The following is a 20,304-nucleotide window of genomic DNA, read 5'->3' as shown; positions in this document are numbered from 1 at the left end:
CATCTCCGGCTTGTTAAACCACATAATAATAAATTGAAAAATAATGACAGCTACAGCCACCTAAAACAAACAGGTGCCAGATGGCGTGGGTGTATTTTATCTTTTTTGCCACATAAAAAAGAACCCCGATACTAAAACAAAGTCCACCTGCCACAATCAGCCACAGTCCTTCGCCGGGTAATGCCATATACAGTGGATAAATCACCCCCACGGCAATCCAGCCCATTAACAGGTAAGTGGCCACCGACACTTTGGGAAACCGGTGCTGGGCGATTAACTTAAACATTATACCGGCCAGTGCCAGCGTCCAGATCAGTGCGGTCATGGTGATCCCCAGCCAGCCGCCAATAGACACCAGCAACAAAGGCGTATAGGTGCCGGCAATCAGCAGGTAGATTGCACTGTGATCAAACAGCTTAAGCCAGCCTTTGGCACGCTGATCAGAGATGGCATGATACAGGGTCGAACTTAAAAACATTAAAATCAGCGTGGTACCATAAATAGCGCCGGCTGTGATGGCTAACGGCTCCTGCGCTCGCAGCATCATAAACACCAGCCCGACAATGGCAGCCACACAACCAATGCCATGGCTAAAGCTGTTCAGCCATTCTTCTACTGCACAGTACGCCTGATTTTTTATTGATGTCATAGGGCCGCCTTGACTGATTGTATATTCGTTTTTTGAGCGAACAACTGTGCGCTCAATGTCAGTGTAACGCAAAGCCTGACCAAAAACGATGACAGCCAGATGAATGTTTTGTTCACCCAGTATTGCTGTGGCTATGACTGTTCCGGCTCACACAATGGGGCATTTAACTCATTGCTGAGCTTGTCTATTAGCTCGATCAGTGTGCTGGCTTCCTGGTCACTGATATTGCTCAGGTTACAGCGCATTTGCTCAGGGATGGTCTGGGCACGGGCCCGGCAACTCCGGCCGTAGGCGGTGAGTGAGACAATACGAATGCGTTTGTCTGAAGTAGCACGGGATACCGTAATAAACCCTTTAGACTCCAGTTTTTTGAGGATCAGGCTCATGGCACCGCTATCAATTTTTGTGTGACCAGCCAGATCCGAAATGGTAATGCCTTCGTTTTCCCACAGACTCATCAGTACAACATACTGAGGATAAGTAATATCCAAATCTTTAAGCAGGGGGCGATAAGCCCGGCTGAACGCATTGGATACCGTGTAAAAACGATGGCAAAGCTGTTTATTTAACGTCAGGGAATCTTTCATAACATCACCTCTGATGAATATTTTGCATACAAAGTACTTGATCTTCAAGTACAGAGTCGATACGTTAATTTGCATGCAAAATAAATATGACTACAGGAGTCCTTTATGCATAAACTTGAGCAGGTAATATACACAGGCACAGCAACAGCAACAGGCGGACGGGACGGCACGGCCAAATCCAGTGATGATCGCCTGCAGGTGAACCTGTCGGTACCCAAAGCACTGGGCGGTGATGACGGACAGGGGACCAATCCTGAGCAAATGTTTGCAGCCGGTTATTCAGCATGTTTTATTGGCGCGTTAAAACATGTGGCTGGTACGCAGAAGATAACACTGGGCAGTGATATCAGCGTAACAGCAGAGGTATCCATTGGCCCGATTGAAAAGGGGTTCGCGATTGCCGCCAAACTGACTGTGGATCTGGCTGATATGGAACAGCAACAGGCTGAGTCGCTGGTAGCGCAGGCCCATGAGGTTTGTCCCTATTCCAATGCTACCCGCGGTAATATTGAAGTTACGCTGGTCACCAAAACCAACTAAGCCTATCCAAAGCTGGATGTCTGTGCATCCAGCTCTTTTCATGACTCGGGCGTATTGACACTAAAACCCTGACTGTAGCCCAGTTCAACAAGCTGGCCAATCGAATCATCGGGCAACATCAGCTCCAGAGTGACCTGCTGCGCATAAGCAGCGTCGGCTACTTGTCCGCCTTGCTGTTGGGTAAAGTGACGCCAGAATTGTTCATGTTTGAAATCGCCCGTTACCACTACCCGGGTTAGCTTCACCAGTTCATGGGTGGGTAATGCATCAAGTGTTAACTGCGCCGAAGCAGAATAAGCCCGCACCAGGCCTCCAGCCCCTAGCTTAATACCACCAAAGTAGCGCACCACCACAATCGTAATATCACCCACGGCATTGTGCTGTAACACATTTAAAATGGGTTTGCCGGCAGTACCGGAAGGCTCGCCGTCATCGGCCATGGCCACACTGTCAGGATTGGCCGGGTTGCCCAGTAAATACGCCCAGCAATGGTGCCGTGCATCCGGGTATCGCCGGCGCGCCTCATCAATCAGCGCCATCGCACTGGCCCGGTCCGGTGTATAGGCAGCAATACCGATAAACTGGCTTTTCTTGATTTCGTATTCGGTTTGACGTTGTTCGTCGGGAATTAAATATGGCATGGATTCAGTATACCTGAGTGCACCCTCTGGCACAGCCACAAAAATCATTGCTGACCGGGTTCATACTTTAGATGGAAAGTGATTTATTGTTAGGCTTTTTTTTCTGTTTTTTGCGCAAGCTGAACTATGCTCAAAAGGCATTCAGTTTGGAAAAATAAATATGAGGGTCAACAACCCTGTCATCTCAAGTTGCCTGATCGGTGCTGCGCTGGTGGTCGTGGCAGGTTTTATCAGCTTTAAGTTATTAAAGCAGGAACGTCTGGTGTCTTTTGAAGGCCCGGTTCGGGAATTTGTTGATGTAAAAAACGAGCAGTATGAAAATCTGGGCTACGAATTATTGACGGTGGAAAGCTTTTTTCTGGCCACTGACAACGTCACTTTTGATGAGTTTGAGCTGTTTGTCGCCCCTATTTTTGAGCAAAATATTATTGTTTCTGCCATTTTCTATTATGACCAGGCTGCTGCAATGGGTGACCTGACCTCACCTACCTATTGGCAGTCTTTCGATGGCGAGATGCCGACTTCTGAAGAAACAATGCAGGAATTTCTGGCAGATTTTGATATTAAACATTTAAGCACTTCTGATCCTACTACCACTGCACCCATGCAGGGCGGTACCCGCCGTTATGTGGGCATTGTCTATAAAATGGCTGACGATGAGGGGGTGCTTATTTTTTATATCGATTTTGACCGGGCGATACGCGCAGTCATTAATAACGATATCTCCAAAGAGTTTTTTATTTTTGATGAAGATGAAAAACTGATTTTTCAGAACGTACCTAATACCGATATTGCGAGTAATGCCTTTGTTGAGGATTTATTTTTCTTTGACCAGTTCTGGCAAATTAAAATCAATTACTTGCCCGACTCGCAAAGTTACTTCTATTACCTCATTCCAATATTCGCGCTGGTGTTGTCAGGCTTCATTTTTTATCTGTTTCGTTATTCAGCCCGGCTTAAAGTGCTGTATTCGCAAAAAGAAGATGCGATGACCAAGCTGCAGTTTGCCCAGGAAAAAATTATTGAGTCAGAAAAAATCAACGCCATGGGCGGCTTGGTGGCCGGGATATCTCATGAGGTCAATACGCCGCTGGGTATCAGTATTACCAGCGCCTCTCACCAGCGTGATTTGCTGGATGAGTTAAAGCAGGACTTCGACAATGGCGTGCTGGACTCAGACAAATTTGAAGATTTTATGGAATCCAGCTATGACATGGTCGACATGACGCTGAAAAATATGCAGCGCGCTTCCAAGCTGGTGGCCAGTTTTAAACGGGTGGCAGTAATCAATGCCGATGATGCAACGGATATTGAGCGTGTGGATTTGACCAACCTGATTAATGAGTTTATCAGCAACTATCGCGACCATAGCGACGGACACACCATCAATTTTATTGCCCGCCTGCCGGATAAGGCAAAAGTGTCTACGTACCCGGCGGTGATTACTCAGGTATTGTCTCACTTAACGTCAAATACCTTGCTGCACGGGTTTAAGCCAGAACAAAAGCAGGTGGAAGTGCAGATTGCTCTGCGCGAATACAAGGATGGCTTTGCCCTGCGTTTTAGCGATAACGGTACCGGTGTACCGCCGGACGATCTGCGTAAAATTTTTGAACCTTTCTTTACGACTAAAAGAGGAAGCGGAAATGCAGGGCTTGGTCTGTGCGTAGTCTATAATCTAATCAAGAGTAAACTGAAAGGTGATCTGAATCACGGTAGCAACCCGGATCAGGGCCTGTGGATCTCGTTTACTGTGAGTAATTTGAATTCGAAGGAGTAAGCTGTGGCTGCGAATCCTCTTTTTGCTAAGAAAAAGCCGGTTGTAGAAAGCGGCGATAATAACGAAAAAGAAGCCGAAGTCGGTTTTAAAGTGTTAATCGTGGATGATGAGACAGAAGTGCATCGGGTAACTGACCTGACCCTGAAGCGTTTCAAATTTGATGGTAAAAAAATTGAGTTTCTGCATGCTTACTCAGCGCAGGAAGCCATGGAAGTGTTTAAACGAGAGAAGGATATTTCTCTGGCGCTGGTGGATGTGGTCATGGAGACAGACCATGCCGGTTTGGATCTGGTGCACTGGGTTCGTAAAGATCACAAGGATCATTTGTGCCGGCTCATATTGCGTACCGGTCAGCCCGGACAGGCGCCGGAGCATGAGGTCATCGAAAAATATGACATCAACGATTATAAAGAAAAAACCGAGCTGACCAGTCAAAAGCTGAAAACGCTGATGTACAGCGGACTGCGCTCGTACCGGGATATCAGCACCATTGAGCTACATCGCAAAGGTCTGCGCCAGGTCATTGAAAGTACCGGCAATATGCTTAAATCCAACTCAATGACAGCATTTGCCACAGCGGTACTCAAAGAAATCATGAATATTCTGCAGCTGGAGTCCACTGCGGTGTATTGTTCTACGTTTTCCAGAAAGAGTGAGCAGGGTTCGACCAGCCGGGTGCTGGCGGCAACCGGCGAGCTGGTGAAAAACATGGAAAGTGCTGATATCGATCAGCTTCCTGAGTCGGTTAAAAAGCAATTTGATCGGGCGTTAGCCGAGCAATGCTCTTTTTATTCGCCAGAAGGATATGTGTTTTATACCCAGACCGATGGCGGTCATGAAAACCTGCTGTACATTGATATTAAAAATGACCTGACACCCAGTCAGCGTGAGCTGCTGGAAATTTACTGCATCAACGTGGCGCTGGCTTATGAAAACCTGCTGATGAGTGAAGAGGTGCTTGATACCCAGCGTGAACTGGTTTACCTGCTGGGCGATGCGGTTGAAATGCGCAGTAAGGAAACCGGCGCACATGTGAAGCGGGTTTCTTTAATCAGCTACATGCTGGCTCAGAAATATGGCTTGAGCGAGCAGGAGTGTCTGATGATTAAGAAAGGCTCGCCGCTGCACGATCTTGGCAAAGTCGCTATTCCTGATAGCATTTTGCACAAGCCGGCCAAGCTGGATAAAGATGAGTGGGACAAAATGAAAACCCACGCCATGGTGGGTTACGACATCCTGAAAAAATCACAGAAACCTATTTTGGTGGCAGCCGCTGAAATCAGTCTGACTCACCACGAAAAGTGGGATGGCTCGGGCTACCCCCGGGGGCTGAAAGGCGACGATATTCCTATTTCAGGTCGTATCACTGCTGTTGCTGATGTGTTTGACGCACTCGGATCTAAGCGTGCATACAAAGATCCCTGGGATAGCAGCAAGATCAAGGCGATTTTAGAAGAAGAGCGTGGCCGGCATTTCGATCCCGCCCTGATTGATATCATGATCGAAAGCTTTGATGAGTTTTTAAGCATTCGCGAGCAGTTCCCTGACGGGGATGCGTAAGCATGACAGGCGAGGTAGTAATGCCATTTTCAGTAGAGCCAAAACTTATCGATACAGGACAAAGCTGGCAGGTTTTTGAGCATTATCAGCAAATGCTTGTCAGTCAGTTATCTTTCACATCCATGAGTTACTGGTACGACATGACGCCTACGATGCTGGTAAAAATGACCCCGGATAATGCGCGGGATGAACGGGTAGAAAGTGGTGGGTTAACGTCATTGTTCGGTGAGAGTAAGATCATCTTGTGCCCCGCCAGACTGGTTCCCGAAACGCTCAGACCTTCCCAGCCGTTTTGTATTGTGGCCCGGTATCAGGTTGATAATCATCAGGGAGTGCTGGTGGGCGGGCTTGCTGAAGACGGTAACGTCAGTGACTTTGAAGATCTGGTACTCGCCGGACTGGTGGATATTTTTCGCAGTCTGATCGCCCAGCGCTTTATATATCAAACCCATATATTAACAGGCTTACAGCAGGAGATTTCTCGCAGTGAAAGCATGGCCATGTTAGGTGAAATGGTGGGGGCAGTCACGCATGAAATTAATAATCCGCTTGGTGTAGCCGTGACCGGGGTGTCGCATTTAAAAGAAGAAATTCGCTTGCTGGTGCGCAGCTTTGAAAGTGGTGAGCTGACTGAAGATTCTTTTCAGGAATTTGTGGATGAGTGCACCGATGTCTGTCAGTTGCTCGAATTTAATCTTGGCCGGGCGGTATCGCTGGTCCAGGACTTTAAGAAAACCGCGGTAGACCAGAGCGCCTTTAAGCTGGTGATGTTTGATGTGACAAAAAATATCAATAGCCTGCTGGGGAGTCTGGCGCCGGAAATTAAGCGCCATGGCATCAAACTGACGGTAGATTTACCCGAACAAGTGCAAACCAATGGTTATCCTGGTGCTTTATCACAGATAGTGACAAACCTGACTTTCAATTCTATCCGACATGCATTTGAAGGTGTTGATAACCCTGAAATCAATCTGGTGGGGTGCCTGGATAACGAGGCAAACGAGTTTATTCTTTATTTCGAAGATAACGGTACTGGTATACCTGAAGCTATCCGCAGTTCGATTTTTGAGCCTTATTTTACGACAAAAGCGGAAAGCGGTGGCAGCGGATTGGGTATGTCTATCGCCCGGGATTTGGTAGAGAAAAAACTGGCTGGCTCTATCATACTGGATGAAAGTTTTACCACCGGAACGCGGTTTATTCTGAAGTTGCCTGTGCATTGAGGTTTCTCCGTCCTCCCAGCGTCGCGCTGTGGCATAGGGGATTTCCGCGGGAGCATGGCTATTTAAATCTAACGCTGTTTGACCTACCGCCGTCGACCTTATGTAGCTAATCTGGTCTAAGCTCTACGTTAGTCACCTTATAACGAATGGTTGCAAACAGGGTTTAAAACCATTTGCCGGTGTTGACCGGCGGCAACCAGAGGGGAATGGCGATTCCCCTCTGGACTCCCTCGCTCCCCCTGGCGCTCAAAGCTGTGCATTGCATTAACAGGCAAAACCAATCAGGACAAAAAGGGACATCCCTGTCCCTTTTGCCCTTATCTCATCGTCCTTGATGAGATTTGTTTTTGCTTATCTGTTCATGCAATGCACATGAGCTTAAAGGGGGTAAAAAGCGTCACTTTCGTTGACGCTATCTTTAAGGGGATGACGTCTTCCTTTCGAATAAATACTTTGAATTAACGCTGTTTGACCTACCTCGTCGTCCCGGAGTCGCGCAGCGGCATCCGGGATCTCTGTGGGAACATGACTAACCTTAATCGAGTGATGTTTTTAGTTAGTCAGCCTGTTGAGGAGATCCCCGCTTTCGCGGGGACGACGGTAGGTGGGGTTACCCGTTGGGGCAGTATTACCTCGTCGTCCCGGAGTCGCGTAGCGGCATCCGGGATCTCCGTGGGGACATGACTACTTTGAATTAGTGCTATGTTAAGCCAACCTTCGTTTCTCAAACCTGGCCAATCTATCTCAATTCTGCGTTAGTCACCTTACAACGAATGGTTGCAAACAGGGTTTAAAACCATTTGCCGGTGTTGACCGGCGGCAACCAGAGGGGAATGGCGATTCCCCTCTGGACTCCCTCGCTCCCCCTGGCGCTCAAAGCTGTGCATTGCATTAACAGGCAAAACCAATCAGGACAAAAAGGGACATCCCTGTCCCTTTTGCCCTTATCTCATCGTCCTTGATGAGATTTGTTTTTGCTTATCTGTTCATGCAATGCACATGAGCTTAAAGGGGGTAAAAAGCGTCACTTTCGTTGACGCTATCTTTAAGGGGATGTCGTCTTGCTTTCGAATAAATACTTTGAATTAACGTTGTTTGATCTACCTCGTCGTCCCGGAGTCGCGTAGCGGCATCCGTGATCTCCGTGGGAACATGACTACCTTAATCGAGTGATGTTTGTAGTTAGTCAGCCTGTTGAGGAGATCCCCGCTTTCGCGGGGACGACGGTAGATTGGGACGCCTCGTTGAATCTGGATTGCCTCGTCGTCCCGGAGTCGCGTAGCGGCATCCGGGATCTCCGTGGGAACATGACTACCTTAATCGAGTGATGTTTTTAGTCAGCCAGCCTGTTGAGGAGATCCCCGCTTTCGCGGGGACGACGGTAGGTGGCGGATCTCCCTGAAATATCACTACTCAATCAGGCCGCCACCACCCAGCAAACCTCCAACAACCGAGTTGACACTTTCGCTACCGGAACCGGCAAAAGTCTCTTCTGATGACGTAGTTGACTGAGTGCCAAGATCCAGATCAGCCGTGAGTAAGTTACCATCGCCCGGATCCAGGCTGATACTTACGCTGGCCAGTTCCCCAACCGATATTTCGACAATTTCAAACGATCCGTCAGACTTAATTAAAACGCTCTGCACACTGGGCTCTAAAACACCCAGCAAGGTCACAGTAACATCCAGCTCAGCGCCAGCCAGAGCCGGGTCTGCAACACCTGTGATGGTGGTGGTAGTAAGTGTCAGTAACGTGGATGAACTTACGTCAGTAATCTCCAGCCGTGGTAACAATTCTCCGCTGATTTGTTCAACCGTACTTTGATTCCCGGCTGCATCGGTAGCCAGTGCGGTTACCTCGAAAGTGCCCTCTGGAATGACATCCGGAATTTCAATGGTGAAGTTTCCATCATTGTCAGCAAGTGTAGGATAGTCCATCCCATCGAGTGTAATCACTACAGCTGCATTTTCTTCTGTATTACCGCTTATCAGAGGCGTGCTGTCATAAGTCTCGCCTATTGCATCAAGATTCAGAACCGGCACGGTCAAATCAATAATGCCGCTGGTGGTAATATTGGCTAGGTTGCCGTTCACATCGACAACATCCACCTGCACATTCAGCAAGCCTTCCGGTAACACATTAACCGGCACAACCGAGAACAGGCCATTGGAATCGACTGTGTCAGTCAGAGTCTCAATTTCATTATTCAAAGCATCAAGCAAGGTGATAGTAACCAGTCCACCGACAGCAGTGCTGGTGCCGGAAATTGTCGGCTGACCTTCGTTAAGTGTCAGCACATCCAGTTGCAGAACATTCAGGTCAATAAGACCACTGGTCGACACCGCTGCTTCATTACCGGCCGGGTCTAGCACGCTGGCATTGACCGTCAACAGACCAGCGGGTAAGTCAGCACTCGGGGTGGCTGAGAAGTTACCGCTACCATCCACAACTGCAGTCAGGGTATCAATCAATACATTAGAGGCATCACGCAACTCTAAGGTAACAACAGTACCTGGATCAGCATCGGTTGAACCGGTGAAAGTCGGCAACAGGGTGTCCAGTTCAAATCCGTTGAGATTCAAAACCGGCACGGTCAAATCAATAATGCCGCTGGTATCCACAGTGGCCAGATTTCCATGTGCGTCCAGAATGGTGGCATCCACCGTTAGTAAGCCTTCAGGCAGAACACTGGTTGGAATGATTGAGAAGTTACCGCTGCCGTCTACGGTATCGGTCAGGGTCTCAATCTCATTGCCCAGCGCATCAAACAAGGTGATGGTCACCAGTCCGCCCAACAAGGTGCTGGTACCGGTAATTTCAGGCTGCCCTTCATTAAGAGTCAGTACATCTAGCTGTAATACATCCAGATCAATAATACCGCTGGTGTAAACTTCTGCTTCATTGCCATTTTCATCAAGCACGCCAACATGAATATTCAATAACCCTTCAGGCAAATCAGTGCTGGGAATGACAGAAAATGTACCGTCGCCTAGAACCGTCGCGGGGATTTGTTCAATTAAATTATTGCTGGCATCGAACAATTTAACGGTAATGACTTCACCAATCTGGTCACTGGTACCGGTAATGACCGGACGAAGTGTATTTAATTCAAAGCCGTCGATAGTAATGATCGGCAGGGTTAAATCAACCAGTCCGTCGATAGATACTTCAGTCAGGTTATTAGCGGCATCCAGTACACTGGCGTTTACTCTCAGGACGCCGTCACTAAGCGGCAGGGTTGGCGAAGCTGAGAAGGTACCATCACCCAATACGGTTGCGTACAGCGTTTCTATCAGCGTGCCGGCCTGGTTCAGTAGCTCCAGAGTCACAATTGCACCAATTTCGTCACTGGTGCCGGTAATCAGCTGGTCAACGGTATTAATTAGCGGCGTAGCAACGGTTAGTGACGGAGCAGTGAGGTCGATAATTCCATCCACTGTCGCTGTGGCCACATTACCGGCATCATCCAGTACCTGCGCATTAACTGTCAGATCTGTGCCATCAAGCAGGGTAATCGTTGGTGTTACCGTGAAAGTGCCATCGGCGCCAACAACCGCATTCAGGGTTTCCAGTGTATTACCCAGCCCGTCAACCAGATTAATAGAAACTGTGGCGCCAATCTCATCACTGATACCGGATATAGTGGGTTGTGATGAAGTTAAGTCCAGCGCTGCCAGGCTAAGGGTAGGGACCGTCAGATCAATAATGCCATTTACCGACGCTGTTGCTGTATTACCTGCAGCATCAAATACCGATGCATTAACAGTAATATCACCTGCACTGAGCGTTATAGTGGGTAAGGCGGCAAAGGTGCCATCAGGTTGTACAACTGCATTGAGTGTTTGCAACACATTTCCTAGCGCATCGACTAAATCCAGAGTCACAGTCGCCCCAATCTCATCACTCAGGCCGCTGATCAGCGGCTGGGCGCTGGTTTCATCAATATCATTTAGAGATAGCGATGGATCCAGCGTATCAATAATACCTGATACGATCAGACTGACCGGGTTGCCCGAGGCGTCATAGAGTGAAGCATCCACCGACAGTAAACCATCCGGTACTGCCTGCGGGGTCACGCTGAAAGTGCCGTCGCTACCCACTGTTACACTCAGCAGCTGTGTATCACCCGCCGAATCGGTTAAAGACAGCGTGACTTCTGAATTAATCAGGTTACTGGTACCCTGAATGAGAGGCGTAGACTGGTTGATGTCTATAATTTCAAGATTCAAAACAGACAAAGACAAGTCCAGCAGGCCTCTGGTGCTTACCGAGGCCACATTACCAGCGTTATCAGCCACATCAACATCAATAGTCAGCAAGCCTTCCTGTAGTGCTGTGGTCGGATCAAACGTGAAGGTGCCATCGTTTTGCACGGTCGTCACCAGGTTCTGAATATTCCCCCCTGCATCGGTGATGCGTAGTGATACCTGCTCGCCCAGAGCATCACTGGTACCGGTAATTACCGGCGTCAGATTGCTCAAATCCAGTGGATTCAGGCTGATAAGTGGTGCCACTGTGTCAATAATACCGGTTTCGGTGATATTCAGCAGGTTGCCTGCATCATCCACTACTTCTATAGCAATAGTAATGCCGCCATCAGGCAGTAGCGATGGGATCACTTCGAAGGTACCATCTGCGCCTACTGTTGTTGTCAGCGTTTGGCTATCACCATTAATGTCAGTGATGGTGACTTCAACGGCATTACCCTGCTCGCCACCCCGACCCAGAATAGACGGGGTATTGTCGGCAAAATTGATAGGATCCATACTGATGACCGGAGCGGTCAGGTCAAGCACACCCGTAGAACTTACAGACGCCAGATTGCCGTTTGCATCCAGTACCTGGGCCTTAACCTGCAATATTCCCTCTGCCAGACCCAGCGCGCTGGGGTCAAATGAGAAGTTTCCTGCGCCATCGGCCGTCGTCACTTGCTCATAAATATTCCCTAAAGCGTCGGTCAGTATGAGGGTGATATCTGCACCCGCTTCGTCGGTGGTACCGGCGATGACCGGAGAATTCAGATCTACATTGAAGTCGCTCAGTGAAATAGTGGGATCAGTAAAGTCTACCAGTCCGCTGCTGTCAATATTATTGATATTGCCAGCCTGATCCACAATGACAGCATCAACATTAAACGTACCATCAGCCATCGGCCCCGGTGTTACACTAAAGGTGCCGTCGCCTTGTACCTGTACAGTGAGCACCTGCTCAGCCCCTAGCGCGTCGGTCAGGGTCAGCTCAATGTTAGCGCCAATATCATCGCTGGTGCCGGTAATCAGCGGAGTACCATTGCTAATGGTCAGGGTATCAAACTCAATTTCCGGCAGCTGGGTGTCCAGGTCCGCGGTGACCAGTGCTGTACTGGTGGTGCCATCGGTCACCTGGGCCGAGACTTCAAATGCCCCGTCTGCCAATGGGGTGGGGGCAGTCACACTAAAGGTTCCGTCTGCATTCACTGTGGTAGTCAGTGTTTGTGTGGAATCCAGAAAATCAGTGATGGTCACTGTCACCGTCAAGCCTACGTCTGCATCCGTGGTACCGCTGATCTCTGGCGTGGGGTCGTTAATCAGCCCAATATCATCCAGTGAAATCAGTGGGGCCGTTGAGTCAATCTGGCCCGTTGTGTCAGTGGCGGTGGTACTGTTACCTGCTTCATCCTGACCGGTGACCGTTACGGTATAGTTACCTTCAGCCATAACCTGAGGTACCTCGGCACTGTATGAGCCATCCGGCTGTACTGCGGCTGTGAAGGTTTGCTCAGTGTCCTCAGCATCGGTCACCGTAATCGAAACCGTACTATTGGCCGGCAAGTCGCTGGTGCCATGAATCGAGGGTGTAGTATCGGCATTGGTTCCCTGGGTGTCGATGGTAATTGTCGGTGCGGTCGTATCCAGCGTACCGGTTTCACTGTCAGATGCGCTGTTACCCGCTGCGTCACTTACCTGAGCGGAAACTGCGTAATCCCCTTCCGCGAGTGCTGATGGAACATCAGCACTGAAACTACCATCCGATGCGGTGATTGCGCTAAAGGTCTGCGAATTGCCAGCACTGTCAATAACTGTCAGGCTCACCGTAACGCCGCCACCCATATTGGTTGTGCCATTTAGCGTGGGCGTTGTGTCGTTAGTAGCAGGCGGTGGGGTCAGGTCTATCACAGGGGGCGTAATATCCAGCGTGCCGGTTTCGGTATCAGTGGCTGTGTTACCGGCAGCGTCGGTAACACTGGCCTGAACAGTGTAACTGCCTTCCGCCAGTGCTGTGGGCACATCAACACTGAAATTACCATTTGTGCCGGCTGTGGCGAAAATGGTTTGGGTAGCCCCGGCGGCATCAGTTACGGTCAAAGTAACCGTCGCACCACTGCCTAAATCCGTGTTGCCGGTTAGCGTTGGGGTTGTGTCATTACCCAACGCCGGCGGGTCGATAGTAACCACCGGCAGTGTGATGTCCAGCACACCAGTTTCGGTATCTGTAGCACTGTTACCGGCAGCATCGCTGACCTGAGCCGTGACGGTAAACTCACCTTCGGCCAGCGCCGATGGTACATCAGTACTGAAACTACCATCCGATGCAGTGGTTACGCTAAAGGTCTGAGTATTGCCAGCAGTGTCAGTGACTGTCAGGCTCACCGGAGCGCCGCCCCCCACATTGGTGGTACCACTGAGTGTTGGAGTCGTATCATTGCCATCGCCGATGGTATCAATAGTGATAACCGGGGCAGTGATATCCAGCTCGCCGGTCTGACTTGCCAGGCCTTCGTTTCCGGCATTATCGGTCACACTAGCCTGTACCGTGAACTCACCTTCAGCCAGCGCTGCGGGCACATCAACACTGAAATTACCATTGGTGCCGGCTGTGGTGGTGAAGGTTTGGGTAGCCCCAGCGGCATCGGTTACGGTCAACGTAACCAGAGCACCACTGCCTAAATCCGTATTGCCGGTTAGCGTTGGGGTTGTGTCATTACCTAACGCTGGCGGGTCAATAGTGACCACCGGCAGTGTGATGTCCAGCGTGCCGGTTTCAGTGTCACTGGCAACATTGCCGGCCGGGTCGGTGATGGTGGCTGTTACGGTGAAGTCACCTTCGGCCAGGCTGGCCGGCACTTCTGCACTAAAGTTACCGCTGTTATCTGTAGTGGTGGTAAATGTGCGTATTACATCATCAGCATCGGTGACAATCAGGGTCACCGTTGTGCCCTGCACCGCGCCTGTCGTTGTACCGGTTAGCAGCGGTGTCGGGTCATTGCCTTCGCCTACCGGATTTAAAGAAATGGTAGGCGCTACACTGTCCAGTTCGCCGGTCTGGGTGTCACTGGCTGTATTGCCGGCGTCATCTTCCACACTGGCCTGAACAGTGTATTCACCCTCAGCCAGCGCTGCCGGGACTTCTGCACTGAAATCACCATTGGCACCGGCTGTGGCGGTGACGGTCTGGGTAGCTCCAGCGGCATCGGTTACGGTCAAAGTCACCGTAGCACCACTGCCTAAATCTGTGTTGCCGGTAAGGGTCGGGGTGGTGTCATTACCCAGGCCGGGATTCTCCAGCGTAACCACAGGATTAACAGTATCAATTTCACCACTGGTTGCGGCGGTAGACTGGTTACCCGCAGCATCAGTGACACTTGCACCAACCGTGTAATTACCTTCCGCCAGTGCTGCGGGAACTGCCTCGGCAAAGCTACCGTCATTTTGTACGGTGGCATCAAATGTCTGCGTGTTCCCTGCGCTGTCGGTTACGCTGATTTGTACTGTTTCTCCGGCGGGCAGGTCGGTGGAGCCTGAAATGGTTGGCGTGACATCATTACCCGCTTCCTGCGGCGTGAGGGTTAGCGTTGGCGCGGAAGTATCAATCTCACTACTGGCTGTATCAGTCGCCTCATTGCCAGCGGCATCGGTGGCGGTGGCTCTGACCTGATAGATGCCTTCGGCCATTGCCACCGGTACCTCTGCGCTAAAGCTGGTATCAGCCTGTACTGTGGCCACCAGGTTTTGTTCGTTACCTGCTGAGTCAGTCACCAGCAACTGCACCTCACTACCGGCAGGTAAATCGGTTGTGCCGCTGATAGTAGGTGTGACGTCGTTATCTATGACCAGTGAATCCAGGGTCAGACTCGGTGCCGTGGTGTCGATAATGCCGCCTGATGTCGTGGCGGTACTGCTATTTCCGGCATTGTCAGTGGCGCTTGCAGCAACTGAGTAATTTCCTTCCGGTAATGCTGCGGGCACCGGCGCACTGAAGCTGCCGTCAGCCTGAGTGGTGGCAGAAAAAGTCTGGGTGTTGCCGGCATCATCCGTAACGGTAATACTCACCTGTACCCCTTCTTCAAGGTCAGTATTACCACTAATGAGCGGGGTTGTATCATTGGTGGTATCCAGGACATTCAAGCTCACCACAGGGGCAGTGGTATCAATCTCGCCGCTGCCTGATGCGGTAGCGGTATTGCCCCCTGTGCTGGTGACGGACGCCTCCACAGTAAAGTTGCCTTCTGCCAGGTTAGCAGGCACATCAGCGCTGAAACTGCCATCGGAGGCTACTATAGCGGTAAAGTTCTGCGGAACACCACTGGTATCAGTTACGGTCAGGCTAACGGTGGTACCTGCTGGCTGATCTGTATTGCCGGTAATGGTGGGCGTAGCGTCATTGATTGCGCCGGTGGCATCGACTGTCAGAGCAGGCACGTTGGTATCTACCACGCCGGTATTATTTGTCACTACGGTGTTATTGCCTGCCGAATCTGTGCCTGATGCACTGACGGTGTAGCTGCCATCAACCAGCGGGGCAGGGGGCTCAGCACTAAATGTGCCGTTAGCCTGTACCACCGCATCAAATGTCTGAGAGGTATTTGTACTGTCTGTAACGGTCAGCTCAATGATGCTGCCGGCTGGCAGGTCAGAGCTACCACTGATAAGTGGTGTGGTGTCATTGCCGGTGCCCTGATCATTAATCGTTATGACCGGAGCGGTAATATCCACAATGCCGCTGGTAGCCTGGGTACTGGTGTTGCCTGCTGTATCCTGAGCACTGACTGACACAGTAAAACTGCCTTCGGCCACTGCTACCGGCGCTGGCGCACTGAATGTACCGTCGGGACTGACCGTAGCGAAAAACTTCTGGGTATCTCCATTGGCATCGGTCAACGTGATTTGTACCGTATCACCGGCTGGTAGATCTGTCGTGCCGGATACCACCGGGTTGGTTTCGTTATCTGTGCCCCGGGGTGTATCTACGCTAAGCGCCGGTGCCTGCGTATCCAGCTCACCCTCGGCTGTCAGCGTTGTATTATTGCCCGCCTCGTCAGTCACACTGGCAGTAACGATAAAATCTCCTTCAGCCAAATCCGCAGGAACGTTCACACTGAAACTGCCACCGGCATTGACCTGGGTATCAAAGGTCTGGGTATTTCCGGCGCTGTCCGTCACGCTCAGCGTAACGGTAGTACCAGCGGGTAAATCAGTTGAGCCAGCAATCGCCGGTGTGGCATCATTGCCAATTCCCGGTGGAATCAGATTCAGTGTTGGTGCAGTCAGATCCAGCTGGCCAGACCCGTTGGTGGTAGCGGTATTGCCTGCAGCATCAGTGGTACTGGCAACCACATCAAATGTGCCTTCGGCTAACGCTGTAGGTACCTGAGCGCTAAAACCTCCGTCATTTTGAACTGTGGCATTGAATGTCTGGGTGGTTCCTGCGCTGTCAGTCACCATTAGCTCAACAGTCGCACCGGCAGGCTGATCGCTGGTACCGCTGATAACCGGTGTGGCATTGTTTCCTGGTGCCTGCGCATCCAAAGTGATACCCGGTTCAGTGGTATCGATCTGGGAGCTGGTGGAAGCAGTAGCACTATTGCCGGCGATATCGGTGGCCACAGTCTCAACCGTAAAGCTTCCTTCGGCCAGTTCAGCTGGCACATCGGCACTGAAACTACCGTCGCTTTGAACGGTGGCAGGGAAAGTCTGGTTATTGCCGGCACTGTCAGTCACCGTCAGTGTAACTGTACTGCCTGTGGGCAAATCTGTGGTACCAGAAATTGTCGGGGTGGTATCGTTGCCTTCTGTTTGGGTATCCAGCGTAACCGCCGGTGGCGTAATGTCAGTCTCGCCGGTTGCTGTTTGGGTCGCCTCATTCCCTGCATTGTCTGTTACACGCGCGGTGACCGTGTAGCTGCCTTCCGCCAAATCGGCTGGCACATCCGCGCTAAAGGTGCCGTCCGGCTGTACGGTGGCGCTGAATGTCTGGGTATTGCCAGCACTGTCAGAGACGCTAAGTGCAACCGTACCGCCAGCAGGTAAGTCAGTGCTACCGGATACCGATGGTGTCAAATCATTAGTCACCGGGCTGGCATCAATAGTCAGTGAGGGTGCATTGAGATTTATCGAACCATTGGTTGTTGCCGAAGCCGAATTGCCGGCCGCATCAATAGCAGTGGCTGTGACTGAATAGTTACCCTGAGCGAGGTCGGCCGGCACATCGGCACTAAAAGTGCCGTCCGGCTGCACGGTGGCATCAAAAGTCTGGCTATTGCCGGCACTGTCGGTGACGATAATCGACACTGTATTGCCTGAAGTCAGGTTAGTATTACCGGTAATTGGTGGCGTGGCGTCGTTGCCAGAGGCCTGCGCATCCAGACTGATATCTGGCGCTGTCGTATCTACCTCGCCGCTACTTGTAGCACTGGCCTGATTACCTGCCGGATCGGTGGCGGTAACGGATACTGAGTAAGTGCCCTCGGCTAAACCGGCAGGCACTTCTGCGGCAAATGTGCCATCTGGCTGAACCAGTGCGGTGAAGTTTTGTGTATTGCCGGCACTATCGGTCACCGCAATGTCTATGGTGCTGCCTGCGGGCAAATCAGTATTTCCCGACACTGTTGGTGTGGTGTCATTGCCGGGGGGCTGCGCATCTATCGTCAGCGTTGGGGCGGTAGTATCAAAGCTTCCTGTTTCTGTATCACTGGCCGTGTTGCCAGCGTTATCACTGACCTGCGCCGACACGGTAAAGTCGCCTTCAACAGCAATGGGTGTATCGGGCTGGGTGGTAAAGGAGCCAGCGCCATCAACCGTGGCTGTTAAGGATTGAGTATTCCCCGCGCTGTCAGTCAGGGTCAGGGTGACTGTGCTTCCGGCTACCGCGTTAGTGGACCCTTCCAGCACAGGCTGTGCAATGTTGGTACTGGCCAAAGGATTAAGGTCAATAACCAAAGTGGGTTGAGCACCGGGATCGGTATTATCACCGCCGCTAACGCCAGATTCGCCGTTATTACCACTATCTCCGGCGTTACCATCGCCATTGCCGGCACCCGGATCTGTGTTACCTGAGTCAGCCTGAGTGGCGGTGGTGGATGAGTTTGTTGTATTGCCTGCTTCATCACTGGCCTGCGCACTGATGGTGTATTCACCACTGGCAAGCGCTAGCGGTAGCTGGGTGCTGAATGTACCGTCTGCCTGCACCGTGGCGCTAATGACCTGCACATTGCCGGCACTGTCTGTAACGGTTAACTCAACGGTACTGCCGGCCGGCAAATTGGTTTCACCAGACAAGGTAACCTGACCATTTTCATCAAGCAGTGGGTCATTCAGGGTAAGCTGCGGCGCGGTGGTGTCGATACTTGCGCTATCAGACTGTGCGGAGCTGGTATTGCCCGCCTCATCAGTAGCCTGCGCAGACACGCTATATTGCCCTTCGGCCAGTGCAGCGGGCACCTCGGCGCTGAAGGTGCCAGCGTCAGAAACCGTGGCGGTGAATGTCTGGGTGTTGCCGGTGCTGTCGGTAACGCTCAGCGTCACCGTGCTGCCTGGCGGCAAATTACTGGAGCCGGAAATGATGGGAGTGGTATCGTTGCCGGAAGTTTGCGGATCCAACGTCAGCTCAGGGGCCGTGGTGTCAATGGCGCCACCGGTGATCTGGCTGGTAGCCGTGTTGCCGGCTGCATCAGTTGCGGTGACTTCCACGGTAAACTCGCCGTCAGGTAAGGTGTTCGCTACCTCTACTGAGAATGTACCGTCCTGCTGCACCACCGCTTCCAGTGTTTGCTGATTCCCCAGGCTGTCGGTGATAACAATTGAGACAACATCCCCTGCGGGTAAGTCGCTGTTACCGCTAATTGCGGGCGTTAAATTGTTACTACTATCAATAGGATCAACGGTGATGACCGGTGCTGTGTTATCAACAGTTATTTCTGTGCTGACAGAACTATTATTCCCGGCGCTATCCTGTGCTTCGGCGATAATGGTGGCATCGCCTTCAGGTAAAGCCGGTACGGTCGCAGCAAAACTGCCGTCCGGCTGTACTTCGGTGGTAAATACCTGCTCATTACCCTGACTATCGGTCACGATAATACTCACTTCACTACCAGCCGGAAGGTCGCTGCTACCCGTGACCACGGTATTATCGCCGTTACTATCGCCGGTGGTATCAATGGTGATTTGCGGGGCAGTATTGTCGAATGTACCAGCCAGAGTGTCTGTGGTGGTATTGCCGGCCTCATCAGTGGCCACAATATCAGCGGTAAAATCACCTTCTGCTACCGTATCAGGTGGGGTTGCGGCAAAAGTACCATCAGCCAGTACAGGTGTTGTTATTACAGTCGTATCGCCATTGCTGTCAGTAATGACCACCACAACATCGCTGCCCTCTGGCAGGTCAGTCTGACCGGTAATGGGCGTATTGGGACTGAATTCCTGCTCCGGCGTCACCTCAATGGAAGGTGGCTCAGATGCTTCCTGCTGCTCACTGTTACCGGCTGGGTTCTCGGTAAATTCCTGAGTTTCGTTATCAATGGTATTAAACTCAAACTCTAAAGGGTCAACGTCTTCTGCAATACGGGCCACCCGGACAAACGTACTGCCGCCCTCGGCGCCGCCACCTCCGGTCAAACCGGCAGCCGTGGCCTCTAACTCATCCAGAATATCGCCATCGCCTTCCAGTGCGGCTAAGAAATCTGCATCAGTGTTGGTCGGTGCCATATCGGCATTTTCCAGTGACTGCGCCAGTGCTTCTAAGGAATCGTCGAACACGCTGTTTTCACTGTCAAACCCGGCAGGATTAAAAGGAATGTTGCTGATTTGTTCAGCCAGGTCGGCGGGTACTGGCACAGGCTGCCCGTCCACCAGAAGGACCGGCTGCCCTCCCTCCATTGATAGCGTAATGTTATTGGCGGCCAGGCTTTCTTCGGTCAGCTCTAAATAACTGCCATCGTCGCCTTGCAGTACCAATTTTCCTCTTAATTCAATCAGTTCGTAGTTTTGGGCTGCCATTGCTGTCTACTCAGTGTGTAACGAATTGATTTAACCTTAGTACATCGGATGAAGGCTGTTATTGGACCTGAGTA

The 20,304-nt window shown here is 51.1% G+C and carries 8 protein-coding genes; 4 read left to right on the top strand and 4 right to left on the bottom strand.

The window, feature by feature from the left end; translation table 11 throughout:
• Window positions 1-13: 13 nt before the first annotated feature.
• Window positions 14-649 (bottom strand): PAQR family membrane homeostasis protein TrhA, encoded by a 636-nt coding sequence (gene trhA, locus EZV72_RS14670; protein ID WP_137167930.1) that lies wholly within the window; start codon window positions 647-649, stop codon window positions 14-16.
• Window positions 650-780: 131 nt separating this feature from the next.
• On the bottom strand, window positions 781-1,236 hold the full coding sequence (locus tag EZV72_RS14665) for a MarR family winged helix-turn-helix transcriptional regulator (RefSeq protein ID WP_137167929.1): 456 nt from the start codon (window positions 1,234-1,236) through the stop codon (window positions 781-783).
• 105 nt (window positions 1,237-1,341) lie between these two features.
• Here EZV72_RS14665 and EZV72_RS14660 point away from each other — a divergent pair, with 105 nt between their 5' ends.
• On the top strand, window positions 1,342-1,776 hold the full coding sequence (locus EZV72_RS14660; RefSeq protein WP_137167928.1) for an organic hydroperoxide resistance protein: 435 nt from the start codon (window positions 1,342-1,344) through the stop codon (window positions 1,774-1,776).
• A gap of 38 nt (window positions 1,777-1,814) precedes the next feature.
• On the opposite strand, the gene EZV72_RS14655 is transcribed toward EZV72_RS14660, so the two are convergent.
• On the bottom strand, window positions 1,815-2,417 hold the full coding sequence (locus EZV72_RS14655; RefSeq protein WP_137167927.1) for an IMPACT family protein: 603 nt from the start codon (window positions 2,415-2,417) through the stop codon (window positions 1,815-1,817).
• Between the two features lie 160 nt (window positions 2,418-2,577).
• Between EZV72_RS14655 and EZV72_RS14650 the strand changes: the two genes are divergently transcribed.
• The 3 genes from EZV72_RS14650 to EZV72_RS14640 are packed head-to-tail and all read left to right on the top strand — an operon-like array spanning window position 2,578 to window position 6,980.
• Window positions 2,578-4,197, top strand: a complete 1,620-nt coding sequence (locus tag EZV72_RS14650) for a sensor histidine kinase (protein WP_137167926.1) — start codon at window positions 2,578-2,580, stop codon at window positions 4,195-4,197.
• Window positions 4,198-4,200: 3 nt separating this feature from the next.
• Window positions 4,201-5,757 (top strand): DUF3369 domain-containing protein, encoded by a 1,557-nt coding sequence (locus EZV72_RS14645; protein WP_137167925.1) that lies wholly within the window; start codon window positions 4,201-4,203, stop codon window positions 5,755-5,757.
• A gap of 2 nt (window positions 5,758-5,759) precedes the next feature.
• The gene (locus EZV72_RS14640) at window positions 5,760-6,980 is read left to right on the top strand and encodes a sensor histidine kinase (protein ID WP_137167924.1); all 1,221 of its coding nucleotides are present in this window, start codon (window positions 5,760-5,762) and stop codon (window positions 6,978-6,980) included.
• Window positions 6,981-8,389: 1,409 nt separating this feature from the next.
• Here the strand turns inward: EZV72_RS14640 and EZV72_RS14635 are convergent.
• On the bottom strand, window positions 8,390-20,230 hold the full coding sequence (locus EZV72_RS14635) for an Ig-like domain-containing protein (RefSeq protein WP_137167923.1): 11,841 nt from the start codon (window positions 20,228-20,230) through the stop codon (window positions 8,390-8,392).
• Window positions 20,231-20,304 lie beyond the last annotated feature (74 nt).

The sequence above is a fragment of the Salinimonas lutimaris genome, from assembly GCF_005222225.1.
Lineage (GTDB): Bacteria > Pseudomonadota > Gammaproteobacteria > Enterobacterales > Alteromonadaceae > Alteromonas > Alteromonas lutimaris.
Note: the sequence above shows the minus strand (reverse complement) of the source record. Positions and strands in the feature narration are given on the sequence as shown.

What these genes read in the sequence shown, in the direction of transcription:
- trhA (WP_137167930.1), bottom strand. Translation starts at nt 649, where the DNA reads ATGACATCAATAAAAAATCAGGCGTACTGTGCAGTAGAAGAATGGCTG.
- EZV72_RS14665 (WP_137167929.1), bottom strand. Translation starts at nt 1,236, where the DNA reads ATGAAAGATTCCCTGACGTTAAATAAACAGCTTTGCCATCGTTTTTAC.
- EZV72_RS14660 (WP_137167928.1), top strand. Translation starts at nt 1,342, where the DNA reads ATGCATAAACTTGAGCAGGTAATATACACAGGCACAGCAACAGCAACA.
- EZV72_RS14655 (WP_137167927.1), bottom strand. Translation starts at nt 2,417, where the DNA reads ATGCCATATTTAATTCCCGACGAACAACGTCAAACCGAATACGAAATC.
- EZV72_RS14650 (WP_137167926.1), top strand. Translation starts at nt 2,578, where the DNA reads ATGAGGGTCAACAACCCTGTCATCTCAAGTTGCCTGATCGGTGCTGCG.
- EZV72_RS14640 (WP_137167924.1), top strand. Translation starts at nt 5,760, where the DNA reads ATGACAGGCGAGGTAGTAATGCCATTTTCAGTAGAGCCAAAACTTATC.
- EZV72_RS14635 (WP_137167923.1), bottom strand. Translation starts at nt 20,230, where the DNA reads ATGGCAGCCCAAAACTACGAACTGATTGAATTAAGAGGAAAATTGGTA.